Origin of the sequence: Edaphobacter acidisoli (assembly GCF_014642855.1) — a bacterium.
Taxonomy (GTDB): Bacteria; Acidobacteriota; Terriglobia; order Terriglobales; family Acidobacteriaceae; genus Edaphobacter; species Edaphobacter acidisoli.
Genome location: NZ_BMJB01000001.1, coordinates 3091190 through 3114516 on the forward strand (window position 1 = coordinate 3091190; position 23327 = coordinate 3114516).

The following is a 23327-nucleotide window of genomic DNA, read 5'->3' on the forward strand; positions in this document are numbered from 1 at the left end:
AATCTCCGATATTCACCGTGTCTGCCTCCGCAAATCCCGAGCGCTTCGGCTTCCTGCATATCGACCTCAACAGCTTCTTCGCGTCGGTCGAGCAGCAGTTGCACCCGGAGTATCGCAACCGCCCACTTGCCGTCGTGCCGACGAAGGCCGACACAACCTGCTGCATCGCCGCAAGCTACGAAGCCAAAGCACTCGGCATCAAAACCGGCACGCAGGTAGGCGAGGCGAAGCGCATCTGCCCCGAGATCGTGTTGATCGAAGGAGACCACGCGGACTACGCGAAGTACTCGAAGGCCATTTCGGATACGGTAGAACTGGTCTGTCCGGTTGCGCACAATCCCTCCATCGACGAGATGGTCTGCCAGCTCATGGGCCGCGAGCAGGAACCTCCACGCGCCCGGCGCATTGCGCTCGACATCAAGCAGGCCATCTACAAAAACGTCGGCGAAGCACTGCGCTGCTCCATCGGCATGGCCCCAAACCGCTACCTCGCCAAAATCGCCAGCGACATGCAGAAGCCGGACGGACTGATCGGCCTCTTGCCGTCACAGTTGCCTCGCGCCATCGCCCACCTCGAACTGCGCGACCTCCCCGGCGTAGGCGCACGCACCGAGGTACGTCTGAACGCGAAGGGCATCCACACCATGCCGCAGCTTCTCGCGCTCGACCGCGCCGGAATGCACAAGCTCTGGAACAGCGTCTGGGGCGACCGCCTCTACCACTGGCTGCGCGGCGAAGAGACCGGCGACGACGGCGCGCCCGTGTCGAGCGGCATCCAGAAGTCACTCGGCCACTCGCACGTCATGGCGCCTGAGTTCCGCACCGACGAGGGCGCATGGGCCGTCGCAAACAAGCTGCTCCACAAAGCCGCCATGCGCCTCCGCATGGAAAAGTTCTACGCCGGGTCGCTCGCCGTGACGATCCGCTTTGCGTTGACGAAGGAGCAGGCTGCACGGATGAAGTCGCGACAGCACTTCAGCGGCCTCAAACACGCAGGCTGGGGCCTGGAGGCGCGCTTCCGCGAGTGCCAGGACACGCTCTCGCTGCTCGAAGTCATGCGCCAGCTCTGGCGGCAGCGCCCACAAGGCGAAGAGTTCCGGCGGCCATTCTTCGTCGGCGTCACACTCCGCGAGCTGACGCCAGAGAGCGAACACCAGGCGGAGCTGTTCAGCGACCCCAACAACCGCCCTCAGCTCTCAGCCACAATGGACAAGCTGAACCTCAAGTACGGCCACACGACACTGCACTTCGCCGGAATGCTCCCCGCACGCGAGTCCGCCCCAACGCGCATCGCGTTCACGCAGATCCCCGTGCAATACGGCGTGGATTACATGTAGTCGCGGTTATAGTTCGAGAGAGGATGAGTTCATCACAAAAATATGTGGGCCGTCTCGCTCCCTCGCCAACGGGATTGCTGCACCTTGGCCATGCAGCCACATTCTGGATCGCGCACCAGCGAGCAAAAGCGCATCACGGAACGCTCCTGTTGCGCAACGAAGACCTCGATCCACAACGCTCGAAACAGGAGTTCGTCGATGCGATGCTGGAGGACCTCGCGTGGCTCGGAATCGAGTGGCGGCCACCGATGGCAGTGCAATCTGCGCGGCTCGCACTGTACCGTGAAGCATTCGATCGCCTGCTGGCCGGAGGCTTCGTCTACCCATGCTCATGCAGTCGCAGAGATCTGGCCCAAATGGTCGCCGCTCCACACGAAGACACAGACGATGAACCTGTCTACAGCGGCAAGTGCCGACCAACTACAAGCGTCGCGCACGCCTTCGAAGAAGGCATGAACTACCGCTTTCGCGTCCCTGACAGCGAAGCGATTCGCTTCACCGATGGCAACATGGGCGAACAGTGTTTCACCGCAGGCATAGACTTCGGCGACTTCCTCGTCTGGCGCAAAGACGGCCTGCCGAGCTATCAACTCGCCTGTGTAGTCGACGATGCAGCGATGCGAATCACAGAAGCAGTACGTGGAGCAGATCTGCTGAAGTCCACTGCCCGCCAGCTCCTCTTGCAATGCGCACTCAGTTTGCCGTCAGTCGCATACTTCCACACGCAACTGCTCCGCGATGAGCACGGCGTAAGGCTCGCAAAACGTCACGATGCGCTGGCAATCCGCACACTGCGCGAGCGCGGCATGACTCCCGCACAAGTCATGGCGATGTTTGCAACATGATCGATACAGCAGCATCCATCGCTATGGATTCTGAGCATAAATCTCCAGAACATCGTTCCACGGCTTCATCTCGTACTCATGCGGAGGCGTGTCGCCCGCTAGATAGCGCACGAAATAATCCCACCGCCGGCGCATCATGTACTGCGAATCAGGCCCGTAGCCGTGGCGCTGATTCGGCAGCAGAATCAGGTCGAAGTCCTTGTTCGCTTTGATCAGCGCATCGACAACCAGCAGCGTATTGTTCATCGGAACATTGTCATCCATCGTTCCGTGCGCCAGCAGCAGATGCCCCTTCAGGTTCTTGGCGAAGCTCTGATTGGCCTGGCTGTCATAATTCGAAGTCCCATTGGGGTTCGTGACCACCAGTCCAGACCACTTCTCAGCCCAGTCATCTTCATAGTCGCGGTTGTCATGATTACCGCTCTCGCTGATGCCCACTTTGAAAAAATCAGGAAAGTGAAACATCGCTGAAGCCGTAGCATAGCCTCCGCCCGAGTGCCCCCAGATGCCCGCGCGATCAAGATCAATCCACGGATAGCGCGCGGCAAGCTGCTTCATCCCCGCAATCTGATCGGGAATCGTATCGTCGCCCAGGTTGCCGTAGTAGAACTCGTGAAACGCCTTCGAGCGTGAAGGCGTGCCCATGCCATCAATGCACACCACGACGAAGCCCAACTCGGCAAGCGCCTGATCATCCACATGTGCCGCGCTGAAGTGCCGCGAACCACACGAGCTGCTCCATGGCCCAGGATAGATGTAGTTGATGATGGGATACTTCCTTGCCGGGTCGAAATCCGTCGGCTTGAACATGTAGCCATACAAATCAGTCTTGCCATCACGCGCCTTCACCGTGATGGGCGTCAGCGGCTTCCAGCCCGCCGCAACGAGCGTCGTGATGTCCTGCTTCGTCACATCCATGTCGAGCGCGCCATCATTGCCGCGAACGACGGCAGTCTGCGGCTCAGTGGGCGTGGAATAGACATCAGCGAAGTAACGGCCATCCGGCGAAGGCGTAATGTCGTGGTCGGCGTCCTCAGGCGTCAGCAATTTCTGATCAGTCCCATCGAAGCGCACGCTGTAATAATGCTCAAAATAAGGATCGCGCCCCGTCTCTTTACCCACGCCAACGAAGTAAAGCACGCGCGCCTTCGGGTCAACATAAAGCATCTGCGACACGTTGCCCTCGCCATGCGTAATCTGGTTTTTGAGTTTGCCGGTCGTCAAGTCATACAGATACATCTGCCCCCAGTTCGAACGTTCGCTGAACCAGAGAAATTCATTCGATCCGGGCAGATACTTCCAGTTCACCTTGCCATTGCCGCTCTCGAAAAACTTCGGCGCCGTCTCGGTATACACCGTGCGCACGTCGCCCGTAGCCGCATCAGCCACGCGCAGCCACACCTGCTTGTGATCGCGCGAGGTGGATGCAAAGGCAAGCGTCTTGCTGTCTGGACCCCACTCAACATCGTCCCAGGTAGTGTCCTCACAGCTCACGTCATCACAAATAGTCGAGCGATGAAAGTCCGCTGGCATCTCGAGCCGGACAACCTTGCGCTGGCCCACATCGATGATGACGCGCTCAATCATCGCAACGTTCTTGTCGCCAGCCAGCGGATACTTCCATGTCACCAGATCAGAATGACCATTCGTGACTGGAACCAGATACATATTGCCGACCTTGCGCTCGTCCTGCTGAAAGGTAGCAATCTTCTTCGAGTCGGGCGACCAGGCCACAATAGCGCTGTCCGTGCGCTTCCAGCCCGCGTTGTCGGTGGCGTAGCCAAAGTTCTCCACGCCATCCGTAGTCAGTTGCGTCTCCTTGCCCGTAGTCACATCACGCACCCACAGGTTCCAGTCGCGAATGAACGCCGCCTTCTTGCCGTCGGGAGAAAGCGTCCCCGGTTCAGGACCGCCCTTATGCTCCTCTGCCGTGCATTTACCTTTGCCTGAGAGGTCGCAATACATCGTGACCTCGCGGATGGTGACGTCCACCTCGCGATCTCCATCGCTCAACTTGAGCTCAGTGATCTCGAGATGGTGCGGGTCAAAGGTTCTCCCCGCAGCAGCTTCTGTCAGTGCAGCAGCCAGCTTCGCATGGTCAAACGCCGGCTCTCTCGTCTTCTTCGCCGGATCGACAACCATGTAAGTCACGCCGCTCGCATCACGATCGAAGTACCAGAAGCGGCCATCGTCGAGCCAATGAACACTGTGCACGGTGTGATACACAAGCGGGTTCACGTTGTACCCCATGAATTTCTCCGCCCGCGCATAGACCGCATCGGTAAGTACCTTGCCCTGAGCCCGCCCGTTGCCCGTCCAGCCAAACACCAGCGCAATCACAGCGACAACACACAGGCTCCTGCGTCGAATCATCTACACTCCTCCATTGCAAATGCATTTGAGGTTACGCGAACGCGGCATCATTTGGCATCAGTCCCGCGCAGCTTCCAGAGCACCTGCCGCAGAATCCCCATCCACACCGGAGCATCGCCCGCAGAGACGCCCATGCGCGTGACCAACCGCCGCATCTGTTCCTCCGAGCAGTTCGCCGGATGCCGCTCCGTATATCCAGACTCGCGCAGCACCTCAGTAAGCAGCACAGTCAACCGCTCGCGCTCGCCAGCAGTCGCATCAGTATCCGCGGGAGCCGCGGCATCTCCACCCTGCCGCACCAACTCATACAAACAAACCGCAGCAGCCTGCCCTAGATTCATCGAAGGGTGCCGGGCATCTTCGTACTCCTGCATCGGAATAGTCATAAGCCAGGTGCAATGACTCAACTCTTCGTTGCTGAGGCCTGTCTTCTCCGACCCGAAGAGCAAAGCCACGCGTCCAGCGCCATCTTCGCGCGCCAGTTCTCCTCGAACCAGCGGCGCAGCCTCGGCCAGCGTATAGAGCCGGTGCTGCAAAGCGCGCTCGCCGACCGCAGTCGTCCCAACGACTAGCGTGCAATCTTCAACTGCAGCGCCCACGCTCTCGAAGGTCCTTGCCGTAGCAAGCACGTCCGAAGCATCGACCGCAGATCGTGCTGCCTCAAACGGCACGGAGTAATCGTTCACGATGCGCAGATCGCCAAAGCCAAAGTCGTGCATGGCCCGCGCCACTGCGCCTATGTTGTTTGGATTGCGCGCACGTACCAGCACAAGGGTGACGCGCCCTGCATGTTCACAAGAAAGCATTGCACCCGATTTTAAGCGCAAAGAAAGCGGCCGGCGAAGTACATTCGCCGGCCGCAGGTAGGAAGTGCTTACGTCTAACGCTCGCGTCCGTTCTCGTGGCCCTGAGGATGGCTCTGCGTCGCGGCATTATGTTTGTCGTTGTAGATTGAACGGCTGACATTGTTCTGCCGCTGGTTGACCTGCTGTCGTTCCTGCTGCGTCAAGCGTCCGCCATTGGCCTGACGGTCCTGTCGCACCTGGCGGTTGATGCTGGCTTCGCGGCCCTCAACGTTGCGCGTCTCACCCGCCGTCATCTGGCCGGAGCGCACGCCATTGGCGATGCGGCCCTGCTGATTTTCGGCGCGGGCGCCAACGCGGGACATCGCCATCGTCTGCGGACGCCCATGGTTGACCGAAGCAAGCTGGTTCCGGTCGCGCGAAGCTACTTCACGATGGCTCACCTGCTCGGAAGTCGGCTGATAGTGCTGCTCGCGCGACGCTGCCATCTCCTGTGCCGAGGCCCGCGCGGTCAGGCCGCCGTTGCCGCCGTTGTAGCTCACGCGATTGTAGTTGTTCACGATGACGGTCTTGTTATAGACATTGTGAACATTCGTGATGTTGATATTGTTCACCGAGCGGTTGTAGGCGAAAACTCCGCCATGCCAATAGCCGCCCGCATACCCATAGCCCGTATAGCCGAAGCCATAGTTCACGCCGCCGTAGAAGCCGATGTGCGGGCCCCAGTAGCCGGCATGGAAGGCATAGAAGCCGCCGCTCCAGCCCCAGTATCCCGGGGTCCACAGCATGCCAACGGCAGGAGGACGCACCCAGACACCAGGCACCCAGTAGTAGCCATCCGGGCCGTAAGCCCAGTAGCCGGGAGTCCACATATAGCCATCGCCGGGGCAGATGGGCTGCGTATAAACCGGCAGCACGGGAGGAGCAACGGTGATATTCACGAAGACACCGGCAAAGCTGGCCGCAGGTACTGCCGCAAGCACGGTCGCCATCACGACGGTACGAACTGAGCTGAAGAGTCGCATTTCGATCAACCTCGGAAAGAGTGCCACGGCCCAATCGCCGCGGCTTTCTCGATTTGAACGGGCCTTTTGCCCGTCCGTAAATACCACTATGGGAACACGGCCTGGTGTAGGAAGTTTTGCAAAATCTTTTCCGCACCATCCGTACCTACAACGAAAGTGGAATCAGGGGCAGAAACTCCTCTCGTTTCGGTAAATACTTCCATCCACCGCCCGGCAAAAGGCCATTTCCGCATCGGCATTCTAAGATGGAAACGTATGCCGGACAATCTCTCCCAGACGGTCAAGCAGCAGGCGGACATCGTGCGCGTCATCGGCGAGTACGTCAAGCTGCGCAAGAGCGGCGCGCAGAACTACACCGGCCTCTGCCCATTCCACAAAGAGAAGACCGGCAGCTTCTCCGTCAACGCCCTGCACGGCTACTTCTATTGCTTCGGTTGCCACGAAAAGGGCGACGTCTTCACCTTCCTCATGAAGATGGAGAACGTCAGCTTCCCTGAGGCCGTGCGCATGGCCGCCGCTAAATGCGGTATCGCTCTGCCCAAACGCGAATTCAACTCGCCCGAAGAGGCGCGCGAAGCCGGACAGCGCCGCCAACTCATCGATATCCACGAAGCTGCAACACAATACTTCGAAGCCGGACTCAAAAGCGCCGAAGCAGCCCGCGCGCGCGAGTACCTCACCGGCCGCGGAGTCTCCGCAGAGACTATCGCAAAGTTCCGCATCGGCTACGCGCCCGATGACTTCAACCACATGCGCGAACAGCTCGCGCGGCACTTCAACGACGAGGTGCTCCGCGCCAGCGGCCTCTTCAGCGCACGCGAACAAGCCGACGGCAGCCAGGGACAACTCTACGCGCGCTTTCGCAAGCGCATCACCTTCCCCATCGCCAACGAGCAGGGCAAAACCATCGCCTTCACCGGCCGCGCGCTCGACGCTGAAGACGAAAAAGGCCGCCCCATCGCCAAATATCTCAACTCACCCGAGACCGCGCTCTATACAAAAGGACAAATCCTCTTCAACCTCGACAAAGCGAAAGCCGAGATCCGCAAACTCGGCTTCGCGCTCCTGGTCGAAGGCCAGATGGACTGCATCTCCGTCTACATGGCCGGCATCCACAACGTCGTCGCCACATCAGGCACGGCCTTCACCGAAGCGCAGGTGCGCCTGCTCAGCCGCTTCACTCCTCAAAAACAAGTCATCCTCAACTTCGACCCCGACAACGCCGGCCAGAACGCCGCCGAAAAAGCCTGCGCTCTGCTCGTCGAAGAAGGCTTCGAGGTCCGCATCGTCCTGCTCGACGACGGCCTCGACCCCGACCGCTTCCTCCGCGAACGCGGCCTCGAAGCGTACACCGCCGCCGTGCGCGCCGCGCATCGCTACATGGACTACCTCATCGACCGCGCCCGCCAGGAGTTCCCCGCCCGCACCGCCGACGCGAAGGTCAAGGCAATGAACTTCCTCCTGCCGCACATCCGCCGCATGCCCAATCGCATTCAGCGCGACGAATTCGCCGCCGATGCCGCGCAAAAGCTCAACATCGACTCCGCCATCCTGCGCCAGGAGCTGAAGCAGGCCGCTGCCCAGCGCGTCGAAAGCATCCGCCAGCACACGCACGACCCCGCGAGCGAAACCGAGCGCATCCTGCTCCGCGCCCTCGTGCTGCCCGAAGACGACCCCGCTCGCACGCTCGCAGCCGAAGAACTCTCGCACCATCCCGAGTGGTACGACGGTCTCCCCTCCGCCGCGATATTGGAAGCACTCTCCAACGCTCTAGCGCCCGAAAACCCACTCGACGCCGCCCCCGATCAAGAAAGCCGCGTGCTGCTGGCTCGCGCACTCGAATTTGTCGAAGAGCCCACAGACGTTAGCACGCCACCGCAGTCACCTGCCGAGCAGGTAGAAAACGCGCTGCACACCTTGCGCTTCCGCCACCTGGAACATCGCCAGCGCGAGGTACGCACCCTGATCGCCGAAGCTGAACGTCGCAACGATCACGAGATGCTTGCCCGGTTGACGGCAGAAAAGATGCAGATCGACCGGACTTTGCGGCAACTTTAGACAGAATCCGCCGTCGAGTCCCTGTGCTAAATTTAGGAAAGTTGCAAGCTGGAGATTTACTAAAACATGGCTGTTTTTCAACGCATTCTAAAGAATCTGGTCGCCATGCTCACCAGCCGTATGATCTCCATTTTGCAGCAGGTGGTCCTTCCGCCTGTCTTCATCGCACGCTATTCCATCGCGCAGTTTGGCGAGTGGGGAGTCCTTTCGGGGGCGGTTGGCGCGCTCAGCCTGCTCAACTTTGGCGTGCAGACGTTCATGAATCAGGACCTCGCTGTGCGATTCAGCCGCGGCGAGATCGAGGGATATCACATTCGCCAGTCCACCGCGCTGCGCCTGTTGTGCGGCGTGATTCTTGTAACCGCTGTTCTCTGTCTCGTTCTTTTCATTGTCCCGCTGGACCGCTGGCTGCGGCTCGATATTGGCCGCCGCTCTGCACAATGGACGGCATACCTGCTCTGTCTACAGGTTCTGCTCAATATTCTCTTCGGGTACTTTGGTGGAATCTTCATGGGCGTCCGGCTCGCCCACCGCGGATCGCACTGGAACAACATCCAGAACCTGCTCTCCATCGTCGGCCTGCTCATCGGCGTTGTTCTGCATCTGCCTTTTCCTGTGCTCGCCGCTCTGCAACTCTTCTCCGTGCTCGCAGCGATGGTGGGTGTGCTGATCGACATCCGACGCACCTCTCCGGAGATATTCCCGACACTGAACTATTGGGACGGCTCCGCGGTGAAGGAGATACTGAAGCCCAGCGGATACTTCGGACTCATCTCCATCTGCACATTCCTCACGTTTCAGGCTCCGCTCATCGTGATGCAGCGCTTCGTCGGCGCCGTGGCCGTCGCAGGCTTTCTGATTATGCGAACGGTCTTCTCCATGTGCCGTCAGGTACTGGCCACGTTTACGACGTCGATGGGCTCGGAGATCACCATCCTCTTCGGACGTGGCGACTGGCGCGGAATCTCTCGCCTGTACGACTACTCCGAGCGCTTCGTCTTCTTTCTGATTCCAGTCGTGAACACCGGCGCGCTTCTGCTCTCGCCCGTGCTGATCACCGTCTGGATGCACAAGAAAGCAGAGCTGTTCTCCGTTTATCCATACGTGCTCACCGCGGCCATCGCCATGGTCATCAGCCTCAAGGAGCACAAGTTTCAGTTTCAGTTCTCCACCAATACGCATATCGAGCTCGCCCGGCTGATGTTCTTCAGCTATCTGGCGATGATCGGAGTCTCGCTCATCACGGTGCGCTGGTTCGGAGTCGTGGGTTTTCTCTGGACGTGGCTGGCAACCGAGGTCTTTCAAATGGCCAGCATCATTCGCTTGAACGTTCACCTGTTCGCGCACTATGAGAGGTTGAAGTTCACCTATCTGCGCCGCCTGATCTCGACCTGCGTTGCAGCCCTGCTGGTCTCCTATGTTCTCCTGGAGCATATCTCAAACCGGCCAATGATGTTGCAGGTTGGGGTATCTGTTGCGGGAGGCCTCGTTGTCGCAACATCCGCGTGGTTTCTCTTCCACGTCCATGAGGTCTTCAAGCGGGTACAGGGTATTTTTTCCAGCAAATTCGCCTGAGTTTCACTGAGGGTTCGCGCAAGGAATTGCAAACGATGCGAATGTATGTCTACACTCCGCAGTTTTACATCCGCCCGCGCAATACAGATTGGCTCTACAACCACCTGCTGCCTCGCGTCTCAGAGTTCAATTCTGGCCTGGACGTATACCTGCAGCAGTCCACCTTATGCACGCTCAAGGAAAATTTACGCAAGGCAGCCGAAATCACCAAAGGGCGCCTGCATCTCCCCCTGCCCAATGCTCTGATGAGCAAGCAGGACTCGATCTTCTCGCGCCGCGATGTCCTTCGCGCAAAGCCGGACTTCATCTACGGTCATAGCCCTTCCAACATTGACGATGTTCCGGTGGCCTTCAACTGCGGGCCAACCTACCCGGAGGTCCTGCGCGAACTGGGCGAGTCCGAGGCCTTTATCGCAAGAGATATACGCGTCAAGCAGCGGTGCGCCGCGCGTGCCACGCTCGTCGTGTCCCATTCGCATTCGAATCTGCATAATTTGATGACCTTGTTCCCGGAGCAGGCAGGCAAGATGCGCTGTCTGCCTTTCTTCCTCCCTCATCTCGAAGCTGTCCCGGAAGAAGCGGTTGCGGCAAAATTTACCTCGATCGACAGGATTCAATGCCTGTTTGTTGGCCGGGAGGCGCGCAGGAAGGCCTTGCCGGAGGTGCTTCGGGCGTTTCAGGAACTCTCTCAACGATTCCCTTCGCGCCTGCGCCTGAAGATTATCACCAGCTTTGCCGATGGTGCCGTAGACGTACCCGCGCATCCAGACATCGAGCTGCTCGGCGAAACGCCCCGGGACGAGGTGCAGCGTCTGCTTCGGCAGAGCCATTTCCTGCTGGTGCCCAGCCATGTGGAGATGTACGGCTGGATCTATCTGGAGGCCATGGCGGCCGGCTGTATTCCAGTAGCGGCCTGCGGTCCCAACCAGAAGGAGATTCTTGCCGATGGCCAGGCCGGTCTGCCGACAGGCCCCGACCCGGCTCGCATCCGCGAGGCGCTGCTGCCCTATCTGCTGCATCCTGAAACACTGCTGCCGCTTGCCTTGTCGGCTGTAAGGCGGTGCAAAAACGAGTATCTCCCCGGGGTCATCGCCAAACGCTTTCAGGAGATAGGCGAGGAAACAATCTCACTGTTTCAGTCCACAGCCCGGACGAAAAGCTCGAAAGAAGCGTAGAGCTTGCAAGCTCACTTACAGTCGGAAATGCCTGTCTACATTTCCTCAGTTTCTCGGCGCCAGAGGAGAAGTACCTTACCTTCCTACATCTGGCCGACGGGTCGCTCAGCGAGGCGGAGCTGGCAGAGTGTTTCAGAAGACACGCTGTATTCTGTAAATGACTGAATCTGAACAACAATCGCGCACCCGGCCAGGCCGGAAAACGGCGCTCTGGAAGTCGCGTCACACGGCACCCTCAGCCGGACCGGAGTGCGTCCTTTTTGTTTCAGAAGCGTCAAATGATTGTGGTATCCTGTGGTCTGCTGGGGACGTGTGCCTTCGAATGCCCCGACCTATGTGTCGTCCGGGCTTGCCATCGCGGTCTCAACCGCACCTGACTCCCTGCCCAATACCGAACCACCCCAGGGGAAATTCCGCCTGAACGCCGCTGCGTGGCCAGTGGATTGCCCCGAAGTGATCGAAGTTCCCATTTGAGGAGAGCGCACAGCCGTGGCTGAAGAACTGGACAAGTACGAAGAAGACATAGACAAAATCATCGACACAGGGAAAGAGAAGGGCTATCTGACCTATGGCGAGGTCAACGACCTGCTGCCCGGTGATATCACCACGCCCGACGACCTCGATGATTTGCTGACCACCATCAACACCCAGGGCATCGACGTGCTCTCTGGCGACAAGTTCGCCGAGCGCGACAAATACGAGCCCGAGGCCGGCGAAGAGTCCGAAGACGTTGAGCTCGATCTCACGCCGGGCATGTTGGAGAAGACCAACGATCCCGTCCGCATGTATCTCCGCGAGATGGGCACCGTCCCGCTGCTCACCCGCGAGGGCGAAGTCGAGATCGCCAAGCGCATCGAGCGCGGCCAGCTTCGCGTCATGAAGGCCATCTCCCGCTCGCCGATCGTCATCCGCGAGATCGTCGCTCTTGGTGAAGACCTGCGCCGTGGCGTGCGCAACATCAAGGAAGTTGTCACCTTCGACGAAGAAGAACTCACTGAAGAGATCCTCCAGGCCCGCGTCAAGCACACCGTCGGCCGCATCGACCACATCCTGAAGCACCAGAAGAAGATCGCACAGCTCGAAGAAAAAGTTGCCGCGCCGCATGGAAAGGACGCCAAGGCCAAAGCAAAGGACCAGCGCAAAAACCGTTGGCTGATTGGCCGCGAGAACGTCTACATCAACCGCATCGTTCGCGAGCTCAAGTACACCAACGGCGAGAAAAAGCGTCTGCTCGACAAGGTCAATAAGACCGTCGACTCGATGCGCACGCTCGAGCGCCAGATCAAGACACTCGACGCCAAGCACGAAGCCTCGAAGTCCGAGGAGCTGCGCAAAGAGTACAAGCGCCAGCAGAAGAACTGCCGCACCGACCTCGAGCGTCTTGAGCAGGAAGCCGGCATCTCCATCAACGACCTCAAGCGCACCCAGCGCGAGATGATTCAGGGCGACATGGACGCCGAGCGCGCCAAGCGCGAGCTCATCGAGGCCAACCTCCGCCTCGTCGTCTCCATCGCCAAGAAGTACACCAATCGCGGCCTCCAGTTCCTCGACCTCATTCAGGAGGGCAACATCGGCCTCATGAAGGCGGTCGACAAATTTGAGTACCGCCGCGGTTACAAATTCTCCACCTACGCAACCTGGTGGATTCGCCAGGCCATCACCCGCGCCATCGCCGACCAGGCACGCACCATCCGCATCCCGGTGCACATGATCGAGACGATCAACAAGCTCATCCGCACCAGCCGCCAGCTTGTGCAGGAGCTTGGCCGCGAAGCCTCCAGCGAAGAGATCGCCCGCCGCATGGACATCCCCGTCGCGAAGGTCCGCAAGGTCCTCAAGATCGCGCAGGAGCCCATCTCGCTCGAGACGCCCATCGGAGAAGAGGAAGACTCGCACCTTGGCGACTTCATCGAAGACCGCATGGCTGTCTCGCCGAGCGATGCCGTCATCAGCGTCAACCTCAAGGAGTACACCTCGCAGGTTCTGCGCACGCTCACGCCGCGCGAAGAGCGCGTCATCAAGATGCGCTTCGGCCTGGAAGACGGCTCCGAGCACACACTCGAAGAGGTCGGCCAGTCGTTCCAGGTCACCCGCGAGCGCATCCGCCAGATAGAGGCCAAGGCTCTGCGTAAACTGCGCCACCCATCGCGCAGCCGCAAGTTGAAGGCCTTCGTCGATGGCGTCAAGGAAATATAAGCGAACTCCCGATAACAGATTCAACCCAGAAGAGGCCCTCATTGTAGCGAGGGCCTCTTTGCTGTAGTCTTCCGCTGCCGCCATGGTTAGCGTCTCTTTGGAACCATCGACGGCAAGCCCGCGTATTGGTTTTCAGCCAGGAGATGCCTGATGATGCCGTTTGAAACTGCGCCCTACACCAACAACATGACCCCGGAGCAGCGCGATTGGTTCTATGCCGAGTACAGCCGCGCCCGGAGAGATGAAGCGATCGGCGTCATCTTCGCGCTCTTCCTTGGCGCCTTCGGTGCCCATCACTTCTATCTGCGCCGCACAGCCCTCGGCATTTTGTATTTTGCATTTTTCTGGACCGGCATCACTGCACTTATCAGCTTCGTCGAGTGTTTCTTCATGCCGGGCCGCGTCCGCGATTACAACGCCGAGCAGGCTGCCCGCATTGCCAACCACATTCTCGGCACATCGCTGTCAACCAACTACTGTGCCGCCTGTGGAGTATCCAAAAGCCTCACCGCAATCTTCTGCCCACACTGTGGAGCACCCGGCACTACCCCAGCTCCGATTCATCCGCAGACTTCGCTCTAAGCCGAATTCAGCACTGAAGATGCCGTCGTTGCAGACGAGCGTGTGAGGCCTTGGCTGCGCATGTCCAGGGCGCATGCAAAAACATCCCACCGCATCCCGAGTGGGAGAGATGTTGTGTCTGCTGTCTCCCGTTACAACATCTGTACGCCGTTCTCCGAAGAACTTGGCCGAATCTGCTTCTTTCTGGAATGATGAAGAAGCCATCCCCGGAGAGACGACTACTCGTGCAAATCCAAGGCGAACAGCCCATCACCGCTTCAAGCAGCCAGGAGAGCCCTCTTCAGCGCGGATTACGACGCTTCTGGCCAATCTACTGTCTTCTCGCCGCCCTCGCTACACTCGGCTACGCATTCTGGGATAAGTACCAGATCGACGGCGACGCCGTTGCGTATATGGATATAGGCGACCTGATCCGTGCCCACCATTGGGCAGGCGTCATCAACGGATACTGGAATCCGCTGTATCCGGCATGTCTTGCGCTTGGCCACACACTCTTTCACGCAACACGTTATACCGAGCTTCATGCCTACTACATGGTGAACTTCGGCATCTTCCTTCTGGAGATGCTCGCGATCGTAGCCTTCACGGATTCTCTTGTTCACCTGCGCGACATTCGTGAGATGGCCGACACGGTACAACAGAGGGCGCAACCTCTCCTGGACCGCTACGCGCTTCGATATCTTGGCATCGCTATGCTCGTCATCGCCTCACAGCGCGAGTTGAGCCTGGGCAAGGTACGTCCGGATGCGCTTCTCCAGGCATGTCTTCTGTTTGGCATGGCTGCATTGCTTCGTTATTTTGCAACGGCCCATCTTCGATACGCTGCGCTGATGGGAGTCGCGCTCGGCTTCGCGTATCTGGCAAAGTCGTTTGCCTTCGCCTTCACGATCCTCTGCGCCCTCACGTTGATTGCATTCTGTCTGATATGGCTTAAGCATCGACCGGCCCGCACTGTGACGGCGGCAGCCCTGGCCTTCGCATGTTTTGCAGTGGTCGCAGGCCCATACATCGCGGCCCTTTCCCATAGCAGAGGACGCCTCGATTTCGGCGACTCCGGCACACTCAACTATGCCTGGTATGTGGGCGGAACCAAGAAGATGCACCTTCAGCGCGACGAGACTGCATTCGATGGCTCCGCTGAAGTCCATCTCAAGCATCCGGAAAAGGAGCTTCTGCAATCGCCCGAAGTTCTAAGCTACAAACTGCTTCCGTATGGCACCTATCCTGACTGGTTCGACACCAGTTTCTGGAATGAACAGGTCAAGACGCACTTCAGCCCACGCGGCGAAATCCGCGCCAGTTCCAGGGACCTCGTCCTCGTCGCCCGCTATCTGGTCAATCATCCAGAGTCGTGGCTTCTGCTCATTGTTCTCCTGCTGGCAGGCGCGCGCTTCGAACTCGGATGGAGACCCGGGTGCAACGCCTTCTGGATGACGCCTGTTTTTCTCGGCATCCTTGTCTTCTTCATCTATGGTCTGGTGAACGTCGAGGAGCGCTACGTGACCGTAGCCTTTCTCGCCATTATGCTTGCGCTCTTCGCCTCGCTTCGCGCTTCGTCGCGCAGAGAGACGGGCACGGTTCTGGTTGCCACTTCACTCGTATTCCTGCTGGCGCTGCTGGCAGTCGGCGAATCGACCCGAGTGATTGCAGAGTTGCGCCGGGACCTGAACGTCGCAGGCTCGCCGGGCGGTTGGTACGACCCGGACACCTTCGAGGCCGCGCATGCGTTGAATGCGATGGGCGTTGGTCCAGGCGATGCCATCGCCTGCATCGGGACCCGGGCCTGCCTGTACGATCACTACTGGGCAAGGCTCACCGGCGTTCGCATCCTGACCGAGATTTATCTGCCCGAAGCTCCGCTCTATCCGTACTGGGCCGCGATGCCGAACCGCGAACTTGCGATCGACACCGTGCGCGCGCAGGGGGCGAAGGTACTGGTCGGCTACTTCAGCCCAGGGCTGATGACTGGCGCAACGCCTCTGACCGCAGGCTGGCGCGAGTTGGGCGAGTCGCACTTCTATGCGCTTCCGTTGAACCTGCCGCCAGATGCTTCTCCAAGCCAGCTACCGCCCGAGCGAAGCGGGATCGATGATGCTACAAAATAACTCTGGTACGATTCAGCCAATGAGCGAGCTTACCGTTACGATTCTCATGCCTTGTCTGAACGAGGCTGAAACCCTTGCCTTCTGCGTTCGACAAGCTGTCGCCGCTCTGCGTGATAACAACGTCTCTGGCGAAGTGCTTGTGGCCGACAACGGAAGCACCGATGGCTCTCAGCAGATTGCTGTTGCGGAGGGAGCGCGTGTTGTTCCCGTTGCCATTCGCGGCTACGGAGCAGCACTTATAGCGGGCATTGAGGATGCACGTGGCAAGTATGTCCTGATGGCCGACGCTGATGCAAGCTACGACTTCGGCCACCTGCCACGCTTTCTGGCCAAACTCGAAGAAGGAAACGATCTCGTGATGGGGAACCGTTTCAGCGGCGAGATTAAACCAGGGGCTATGCCTCCATTGCATCGCTATCTGGGCAATCCGGTACTCAGCTTCATCGGACGCCTCTTCTTCGGTGTACCTGTCCGCGATTTTCACTGTGGTATCCGAGCCATGCGTCGTGATGCCATTCGTAGCCTCAATCTCAAGACGACGGGGATGGAGTTCGCCAGTGAAATGGTCGTTCGTTCCAGTCTCTCCGGACTCCGCATTGCAGAGGTGCCGACCACCCTCTCACCAGATGGCCGCTCACGCCCGCCCCATCTGCGCACCTGGCGCGACGGATGGCGTCATCTGCGCTTTCTCCTTCTTTTCAGTCCACGCTGGCTCTTCTTCTATCCCGGCGTGATTACATTCTTTGTGGGTCTGTTGATCTCGCTCTGGCTCATCGCGGGGCCAAGGACCGTTGGGCATTGGACGTTCGATGTCGATACGCTCACCTACGCGCTTGGGTTGGTCCTGATCGGAGCGCACATCTCGGTCTTTGCCGTCAGCGCAAAGGTCTTCGGCACAAAGGAGGGTTTCCTCCGCCCCAATCCTCAATTCGAGCGCGTCTTCCAATACATCAACCTCGAGGTTGGATTGCTCTTCGGCTGCGCCCTGCTGCTTGTGGGGTTGGCAACACTCGGCTACGCCATCTCGATCTGGCACGCAGCGGACTTCGGCAATCTCTCGGCGCAACGGATGTTGCGCCTCACGCTGCCTTCAGCCACCTGCCTGATGCTTGGCATTGAAGCCATCTTTGGTAGCTTCTTTCTCAGTCTTCTCGGGATGAATCGACGCTGACCCGGCTTTGCGCCGGGCCGCATATGCTCGCGCACGGTTACATATTCGTATGGCCCGCACGCATCTCTTCGTTGAACGCCGGCTTAATGAATGCAAGCTGCGCGGCCACTTCAGCTTCATACTGCGCCTGGCGACCCATCAGTGCAGCGGTTGGTGTAGCGTACTCCCCGTCCGCAGACAGTTGAATCAGGCCTTCCTTCGCCAGCGAATCTGCAGCTTTCTTCAGCTCGGCAACGGTCGTGTTCACGTACTGAGCCTCGCGAGGGTCCAGCAGCCACACCTGCTGTCCTTCACCCAGCACGCCTGAAAGCCAGAAGACCCGGCCTGCAACATAGTCGCGGCGCTGCTGTTCATTCGTGTCGTTGAAGTTGAACTGCTTCTTCCACGAGCTGAAGTAGCGCGTCGTCACCGGCACGGGCTGGCGATTGCCGCTCTTCACAAGCTCAAGCTGCCCCTGGTCCATCGTCTTGCGCACGGCGTTGTAGATAAAGCTCTCGGCAAACGGCTGCTCCGGTGCCTTGATGATCTCGGCGAAAGTCAGCGTCATCGAAGCCGACACCTTCGCATGCAGCACCGCAGGCTGGCCGTCTTCCAGCCACACTTCGCCATGCACCAGGTATGTGTCCGCTCCCGATGTGGACGTGTGGAACGGCCACGCGAAGTTGCTGAACCGCAGTGGAAGTCCGTGCAGCGTAAAGAAGCAGTCTGGGCGCGGGTTCTGGAGCCGCTTCGTCGATTCAGCCAGATACTGTGCCACCTCAGCCTTCAGGTCGGCGCGGTCGAGATCAAACTTCTCGCTCAGCTCCAGCGTCTCGGTCTTGGCCGGATTGCTGGCCAATCCCAGCGTGAAGCGCGTCGTCGGGTTGCCAGAGAAGTCTGTGCCTGCCTCGCTCGAAATCACCTGCAATCCAGCGGACTTTGCCGCCGCTTCCACCTGTGCAGCCAATGCTGTCTGGGCTCCCATCGTCATCTATACCTGTTGTCCTCTTAAAATTTTCGCTTTCTTCTATTTTACGACCATTTCGCCCAGGAAAGGCCCAATACAATCTGGTCGATCGACCACGGATCTCGCGGAGGAACACGGCTTCTCAAGCCGAAAGAACTCAAATCCGTATCCCTCCGTGAAATCCGTGGTCAGCTTTTATCGGTGTTGAGTTCCCCCGCCTACTGCGTCGTCCCCGACAGGAACACCTGCTGCGACTGCCCCGCAATCACGCGATACAGCGCAAACTGCCGCGAATTCTGCTCCTTCAGTTCAAACAGCAAGCTCGCGCGATTGCTCGCATCCGCATCCACCACATCGACGAACTGCATCTCCGGAGTGCGATCCAGATGCATCGCATCCGTCACGTTCGTCATCACCGGCTTCAGCTCACCCATCTCATCCGTCTGGGCCACCACGGTTACATAATGCAGCGACGCGCCCGTTCCATCCGTGCGTGCCGTGTAGACATAGGTCGGGTCAGCGCCATAGCTCAGCTCGTAGCCGTTCAGCTCCTCGTCCATCAAAGCCTCAGGTGGCGCGGCTACAGCGTTCGCAACCCTCCGCCGCGTCCTGCTCGATGCAGGCAGCTTCTTCGTCGTGTCTTTTATGGCAGCCGGTTCATTCGCCTTCTCATATGCCGTCAGCTTCGCATGCGCAATCGTCTCAATCTTCGTCAGAATCGCCGTCCGCTCTGCTGCATCCTCCCACTTCCGCGTGAACACATGCGTATCGCGGTTCACCGCATCGGAGACAGCCACCATCTGGTGCATCTCCTTCGGCATTCCCACCAGCTTCGGCAGGTCCTGCCCAGTCGTCGTCCCCGCAGGCTTGCCCGGACGCAGGCGCGGACGGTTCGGATCGCTATTCAGCGAAGCATCCATTCCAGGCGCGTCCGACTGCGCCTCCATCGCGGCCCGCCTCGCCTCCTCCGGCGTTCGCCGCTTCAGCGTAGGCCGGTTCGGATCGCTCTCCGGCGAGCTCCCCGCCGTCGAAGTCTCCGGCGGAGAAGCAGGCGAGGCCGAGGCAGTTGTCGGGCTGGTCGAAGTAGAACCGCTCGAAGAAGTAGAAGAAGTCGTCGTCGAAGAACCCGAAGATCCCGAGCCGCTATTACCCCCGCCCTCATTCGCTGGCCGCTTCAGAACCGGCCTGTCAGGATCATCCGCCGGATTGTTCTCACCAGCAGGCACCGGAGCCGCCGCCGCCGTGCTCGCAGCAGAAGCCGTGTTCGCCGAAGCGCTCGCCGCAGGCGCCGGGTCCGTGCTCTCCGAGCCAGCCCGCCGTATCAGGACCGGAATGCTAGGGTCTGCCGTATCCTTCACACTCGACATAATCCCAGCGGTCCGCGCCGGACCCAGCCGCTTCGCAAACAGCGCCTTCGGCGGCGCCGGAGCCTTGAAGCTGCCATAGCCCATCCAGCCGTCTTCGTAGTCGCCATTAGCCGTCTGCAGGTGCCGCGCATACTCCAGCGTCACCGTCCCCTTGTCTGCGCCCGCATCTTTCAGCTCATAGATGTTCCCCGTATCCAGCGCAAACGGAACCGGCTGCGCCATATACACGCCCGCATCCTGAAACTCCCCATCGATGAACAGCGCAATCGGAACCAGCCGGCTCGCCGTCGGCTTGGCCATGTCGCCGGTCCACTCATAGACGCCCACCGCGCGCACCACCTGCTGGGGCTTTTCGACCTTGTGCATCTGCGCCACGGCAGGCCCCGAGGCCAGCAGCACTCCGACAATCGCGCCTGCAATCCGCTCTCTCATCGCCGTCACCAGATTAGACGATATCCCCCCTCCAACGTCCCACGCACCGGCGAAAAGAACGACCGCGGATGTGCGCGGATAATTTGCATTGAATATTCAGATTCTTTTGTTTTTGCTGTTGCTTATCCGTGCGCATCCGCGTCAATCCGTGGTCGTCTTCTTGCCGGATCGCGCGGGGGCTACAATCGCATCAGCCCGATGGATGCGCCCCTCCTTGAAGTCAGCAATCTGAGCATCGCCTTTGGCACACACCCAGCCGTCCAGGGCATCTCCTTCCACATTGCACCCGGAGAAACCCTCGGTCTGGTCGGCGAATCCGGCAGCGGCAAGTCCGCCACATCGCTGGCCCTGCTGCGCCTCCTGCCCTCCATCGCGCACGTCACCGGCAGCATTCAATTTGCAGGCGAAGAACTCCTCGCGCTTCCGGAAGAAACCATGCGCCGCCATCGCGGTCGCAGTCTCGCCATGATCTTTCAGGAGCCAATGACCGCGCTCAACCCTGTCATGCCCATCGGCCGCCAGATCGCCGAAGCCATCGAGGCCCACCACCCCGAGCTGCCCCGCAAAGCCGTCAAAGACCGGGTCATCGCCGCCATGCACGAGGTGGCCCTCCCCGACCCCGCGCTTCGCCTCAACGATTACCCCCACCAGTTCTCCGGAGGCCAGCGCCAGCGCATCCTCATCGCCCAGGCGCTCGTCAACCGCCCACGTCTGCTCATCGCCGACGAGCCCACCACCGCCCTCGACGTCACCGTCCAGGCGCAGATTCTGCGTCTCCTCAACGATCTCCGCCGCACCCACAACCTCTCCATGCTCTTCATCTCGCACGATCTCGCCGTCGTCGCCCAGGTCGCCGACCGTGTCGCGGTCATGCATCATGGCCAGATCGTCGAGCAGGCCCCGACCCTCCAGCTCTTCCGCAACCCGCAGCATCCCTACACCCGCCGCCTGCTCGCCTCAGCCCCCACCATGCAAACCGACCGCACCCAGCCGCTCGCTACGCTCAAATAACTGGTCCGCGCCGCATTTTCCAGAACAAAACTTTATAAATCAGCGATTTGCTGAAAGCACTCTTACCCCAATCCTTCCTCCGATTCCTGATTCCAGATAGACTGAAAAGACCCGCCAGCCTCAACCACCATGCGCGCCCTCATCCTGTCTGACATTCACGGAAACCTCGAAGCCCTCACTGCCGTTTTAGCCGCAGCTCAGCCCTTCGACGCGCTCTGGAACCTCGGCGACGTAGTCGGTTACGGCGCCAGCCCCAACGAAGTCATCGACCTCGTTCGTCCGCTGGCCGAGCTTACCGTCCGGGGCAACCACGACCGCGTCTGTTGCGGCCTCACCTCCGCGCTCGGCTTCAACCCCGTCGCCCGCGCCGCCGCCCTCTGGACCAACCGCGCACTCACCCCCGAAAATCTCGCCTGGCTCCGCGCAATCCCGCAGGGTCCCTTGCAGCCGGAACACCCCGGCATCACCTGTGCGCACGGCTCGCCGCTCAACGAAGACCAGTACATCCTCTCCATGCGCGACGCCTGGGCGCCACTCCAGCAGATGCCCACACCCATCACCTTCTTCGGCCACACCCACCTGCAGGGAGGCTTCGCCCAGCGCGGCCACGACTGGCAGGAGATCAAGCCGCAATACCCCACCCGCGACAACGCCGAATCCGTCGCGATGGCCATCGCGCCCGGCATGCGCTACCTCATCAACCCCGGCTCCGTCGGCCAGCCCCGCGACTGCGACTGGCGCGCCGCCTTCGCCATCTACTCCAGCGACTCGAACGAGATCATCTACCACCGCGTTCCCTACGACATCACCGCTGCGCAGGGACGCATCCTCCTCGCCGGTCTACCCGAACGCCTCGCCTCGCGCCTCCGCGAAGGCCGCTGAAAGCAGTTGCAGGTCGTTAGTTACTGATTGTCAGTTGGTCTGTCGGGCAGATGCGGAGACTCCCATCACCGCACGCGCCGCCGCCCTCGCATCACGAATCAGGTCAGGCAGCCCAACGCCGCGATAGCCATTGCCCAGCAGCCATAGCCCCGGCAACTGCCGCACCCGCCCATCCAGCTCCGCCATCCGCTCCAGATGCCCGACCGCATACAGCGGCAAGCTGCGCGGCCAACGCCGCACCACGCTCACCTGGGGCTCAGGAAGCGGCCCCAGAATCCGCGCCAACTCACCCCGCGCAATCGCCGCAATCTCATCATTCCCGCACCGCATCATCCGCTCCGCCGCCTCGCCACCAAAGAACGCCCGCAGCAGCCGTCCCCCCGGAGGCACGCGGTGCGGAAACTTCTGATCCACAAAGGTGCACGCCAGCAAATGGCTTCCCGATCCCCGAGGCACCAGAAAACCGAATCCAGGTGGGATGGAAAATTTACTCGCGTCCGGAAATCCAAACCCCACCACTACAGCCGAGCTGGCATCCATCGCCATCAACTCCGCCGCTCGCTCATCTGTCAGTTGAAGCAGCGTCCGGGCCACGTCGATCGGAGCCGCCAAAAGCACCGCATCAAACCGCTCCAAACCCCACTCTGGATTATGGGCCGTCTCCACCCGCCAACCCTTGTCGTCCCGCGCGATAGACCTGACAGAACTATTCAGGCGAATCCAGTCGGGGGGAACGTATGCTTCCATGCGATCTACGAGTGCTCCAGTTCCACTTATAAGCGACGTAAATATAGCATTTTGCGATGATTTTTCCCTGATTTGCAAAGCGCGGATCAAACTCCCATGCTCTCGCTCCATCGCCACAAATGGGGCCATCACAGCCCGCACACTCAGCTTCTCCGCATCCCCGCCGAGTACTCCACTGAGCAGAGGCGATCCAATCTTTTCAATAACTTCCTCGCCAAAGTGCCGCCGGACAAACGTGGCTACACTCTCGTCTTCGTCCGGGGCCGCAGCCTTCAGTTCCTCGGCCCGCTCCAGTTCCCGATGAAAGCCAAGCTTTGCTTGATCGCTAAAAAGTTCTGATGAATCAATGTTTTGTAATATTTTCGGCACCATCATACGCATCCCGTCAGGGATAGGAACCAAGCGATCTCCAGTCAGAACATAGGTCTTCCGCTGGCTATCGTTCGACGGCACGATCTCGCCTTCAAGCCCAAGCCCTTCAGCAAGTTCCCGAGCCCATGGCTTCTCCGTGACCCATCCATCCGGTCCGCACTCGATTACGAACCCACCCTCCCGAACCGTCTCGACGATTCCACCCAGCCGCGCAGACGACTCAAACAAAACAACTTGTACAGGGCTGCGTTCCCGAAGCCGAGCCAGCTCATAGGCCGCCGTCAATCCCGCGATTCCGCCGCCGACAATCGCAATCCTCTTCATT

General features: G+C 59.8%; 17 protein-coding genes. 11 read left to right on the forward strand and 6 right to left on the reverse strand.

The window, feature by feature from the left end:
* Positions 1-17 precede the first annotated feature (17 nt).
* Together IEX36_RS12605 and gluQRS are read left to right on the forward strand one after the other, a co-directional pair.
* Positions 18-1337, forward strand: coding sequence for a DNA polymerase Y family protein (locus tag IEX36_RS12605; protein ID WP_188759619.1), 1320 nt, complete (start codon positions 18-20; stop codon positions 1335-1337).
* 23 nt (positions 1338-1360) lie between these two features.
* Positions 1361-2182, forward strand: a complete 822-nt coding sequence (gene gluQRS, locus IEX36_RS12610; RefSeq protein WP_188759620.1) for a tRNA glutamyl-Q(34) synthetase GluQRS — start codon at positions 1361-1363, stop codon at positions 2180-2182.
* A gap of 21 nt (positions 2183-2203) precedes the next feature.
* Here the strand turns inward: gluQRS and IEX36_RS12615 are convergent, their stop codons facing one another.
* The 3 genes from IEX36_RS12615 to IEX36_RS12625 all read right to left on the reverse strand — a co-directional run bounded on the left by IEX36_RS12615 (position 2204) and on the right by IEX36_RS12625 (position 6383).
* Positions 2204-4555 (reverse strand): S9 family peptidase, encoded by a 2352-nt coding sequence (locus tag IEX36_RS12615; protein ID WP_188759621.1) that lies wholly within the window; start codon positions 4553-4555, stop codon positions 2204-2206.
* A 47-nt stretch (positions 4556-4602) separates the two neighbouring features.
* Positions 4603-5361: an RNA methyltransferase gene (locus tag IEX36_RS12620; protein ID WP_188759622.1), complete on the reverse strand. Its 759-nt coding sequence runs from the start codon at positions 5359-5361 to the stop codon at positions 4603-4605.
* A 74-nt stretch (positions 5362-5435) separates the two neighbouring features.
* Positions 5436-6383 (reverse strand): YXWGXW repeat-containing protein, encoded by a 948-nt coding sequence (locus IEX36_RS12625; protein WP_188759623.1) that lies wholly within the window; start codon positions 6381-6383, stop codon positions 5436-5438.
* Positions 6384-6638: 255 nt separating this feature from the next.
* Here IEX36_RS12625 and dnaG point away from each other — a divergent pair, with 255 nt between their 5' ends.
* From dnaG to IEX36_RS12660, 7 genes are all read left to right on the forward strand, one after another.
* Positions 6639-8441, forward strand: coding sequence for a DNA primase (gene dnaG, locus IEX36_RS12630; protein ID WP_188759624.1), 1803 nt, complete (start codon positions 6639-6641; stop codon positions 8439-8441).
* Positions 8442-8507: 66 nt separating this feature from the next.
* On the forward strand, positions 8508-10016 hold the full coding sequence (locus IEX36_RS12635; protein ID WP_188759625.1) for a lipopolysaccharide biosynthesis protein: 1509 nt from the start codon (positions 8508-8510) through the stop codon (positions 10014-10016).
* A 35-nt stretch (positions 10017-10051) separates the two neighbouring features.
* Positions 10052-11191 (forward strand): glycosyltransferase family 4 protein, encoded by a 1140-nt coding sequence (locus IEX36_RS12640; protein ID WP_188759626.1) that lies wholly within the window; start codon positions 10052-10054, stop codon positions 11189-11191.
* Between the two features lie 489 nt (positions 11192-11680).
* Positions 11681-13387 carry an RNA polymerase sigma factor RpoD gene (rpoD, locus tag IEX36_RS17665; protein WP_188759627.1) on the forward strand — a complete coding sequence of 569 codons (1707 nt, stop codon included), beginning with the start codon at positions 11681-11683 and terminating at the stop codon, positions 13385-13387.
* A gap of 150 nt (positions 13388-13537) precedes the next feature.
* Entirely contained in the window at positions 13538-13969 is a 432-nt protein-coding gene (locus tag IEX36_RS12650) for an NINE protein (protein WP_229668940.1), read from the forward strand.
* A 191-nt stretch (positions 13970-14160) separates the two neighbouring features.
* Complete coding sequence (locus IEX36_RS12655; protein WP_188759628.1) at positions 14161-16074, forward strand: glycosyltransferase family protein; 1914 nt, start codon at positions 14161-14163, stop codon at positions 16072-16074.
* A gap of 19 nt (positions 16075-16093) precedes the next feature.
* Positions 16094-17245 (forward strand): glycosyltransferase family 2 protein, encoded by a 1152-nt coding sequence (locus IEX36_RS12660; protein ID WP_229668941.1) that lies wholly within the window; start codon positions 16094-16096, stop codon positions 17243-17245.
* Between the two features lie 37 nt (positions 17246-17282).
* Here IEX36_RS12660 and IEX36_RS12665 read toward each other — a convergent pair whose 3' ends face one another.
* Positions 17283-18215, reverse strand: a complete 933-nt coding sequence (locus tag IEX36_RS12665; protein WP_188759629.1) for a hypothetical protein — start codon at positions 18213-18215, stop codon at positions 17283-17285.
* A gap of 194 nt (positions 18216-18409) precedes the next feature.
* Positions 18410-19999, reverse strand: coding sequence for a hypothetical protein (locus IEX36_RS12670; protein WP_229668942.1), 1590 nt, complete (start codon positions 19997-19999; stop codon positions 18410-18412).
* Positions 20000-20188: 189 nt separating this feature from the next.
* Between IEX36_RS12670 and IEX36_RS12675 the strand changes: the two genes are divergently transcribed.
* Both IEX36_RS12675 and IEX36_RS12680 read left to right on the forward strand, forming a co-directional pair.
* Complete coding sequence (locus tag IEX36_RS12675) at positions 20189-21001, forward strand: ATP-binding cassette domain-containing protein (RefSeq protein ID WP_188759631.1); 813 nt, start codon at positions 20189-20191, stop codon at positions 20999-21001.
* A gap of 129 nt (positions 21002-21130) precedes the next feature.
* Positions 21131-21883, forward strand: a complete 753-nt coding sequence (locus IEX36_RS12680) for a metallophosphoesterase family protein (RefSeq protein WP_188759632.1) — start codon at positions 21131-21133, stop codon at positions 21881-21883.
* 30 nt (positions 21884-21913) lie between these two features.
* On the opposite strand, the gene hemG is transcribed toward IEX36_RS12680, so the two are convergent.
* Positions 21914-23326 (reverse strand): protoporphyrinogen oxidase, encoded by a 1413-nt coding sequence (hemG, locus tag IEX36_RS12685; RefSeq protein WP_188759633.1) that lies wholly within the window; start codon positions 23324-23326, stop codon positions 21914-21916.
* Between the last annotated feature and the right edge of the window lies 1 nt (position 23327).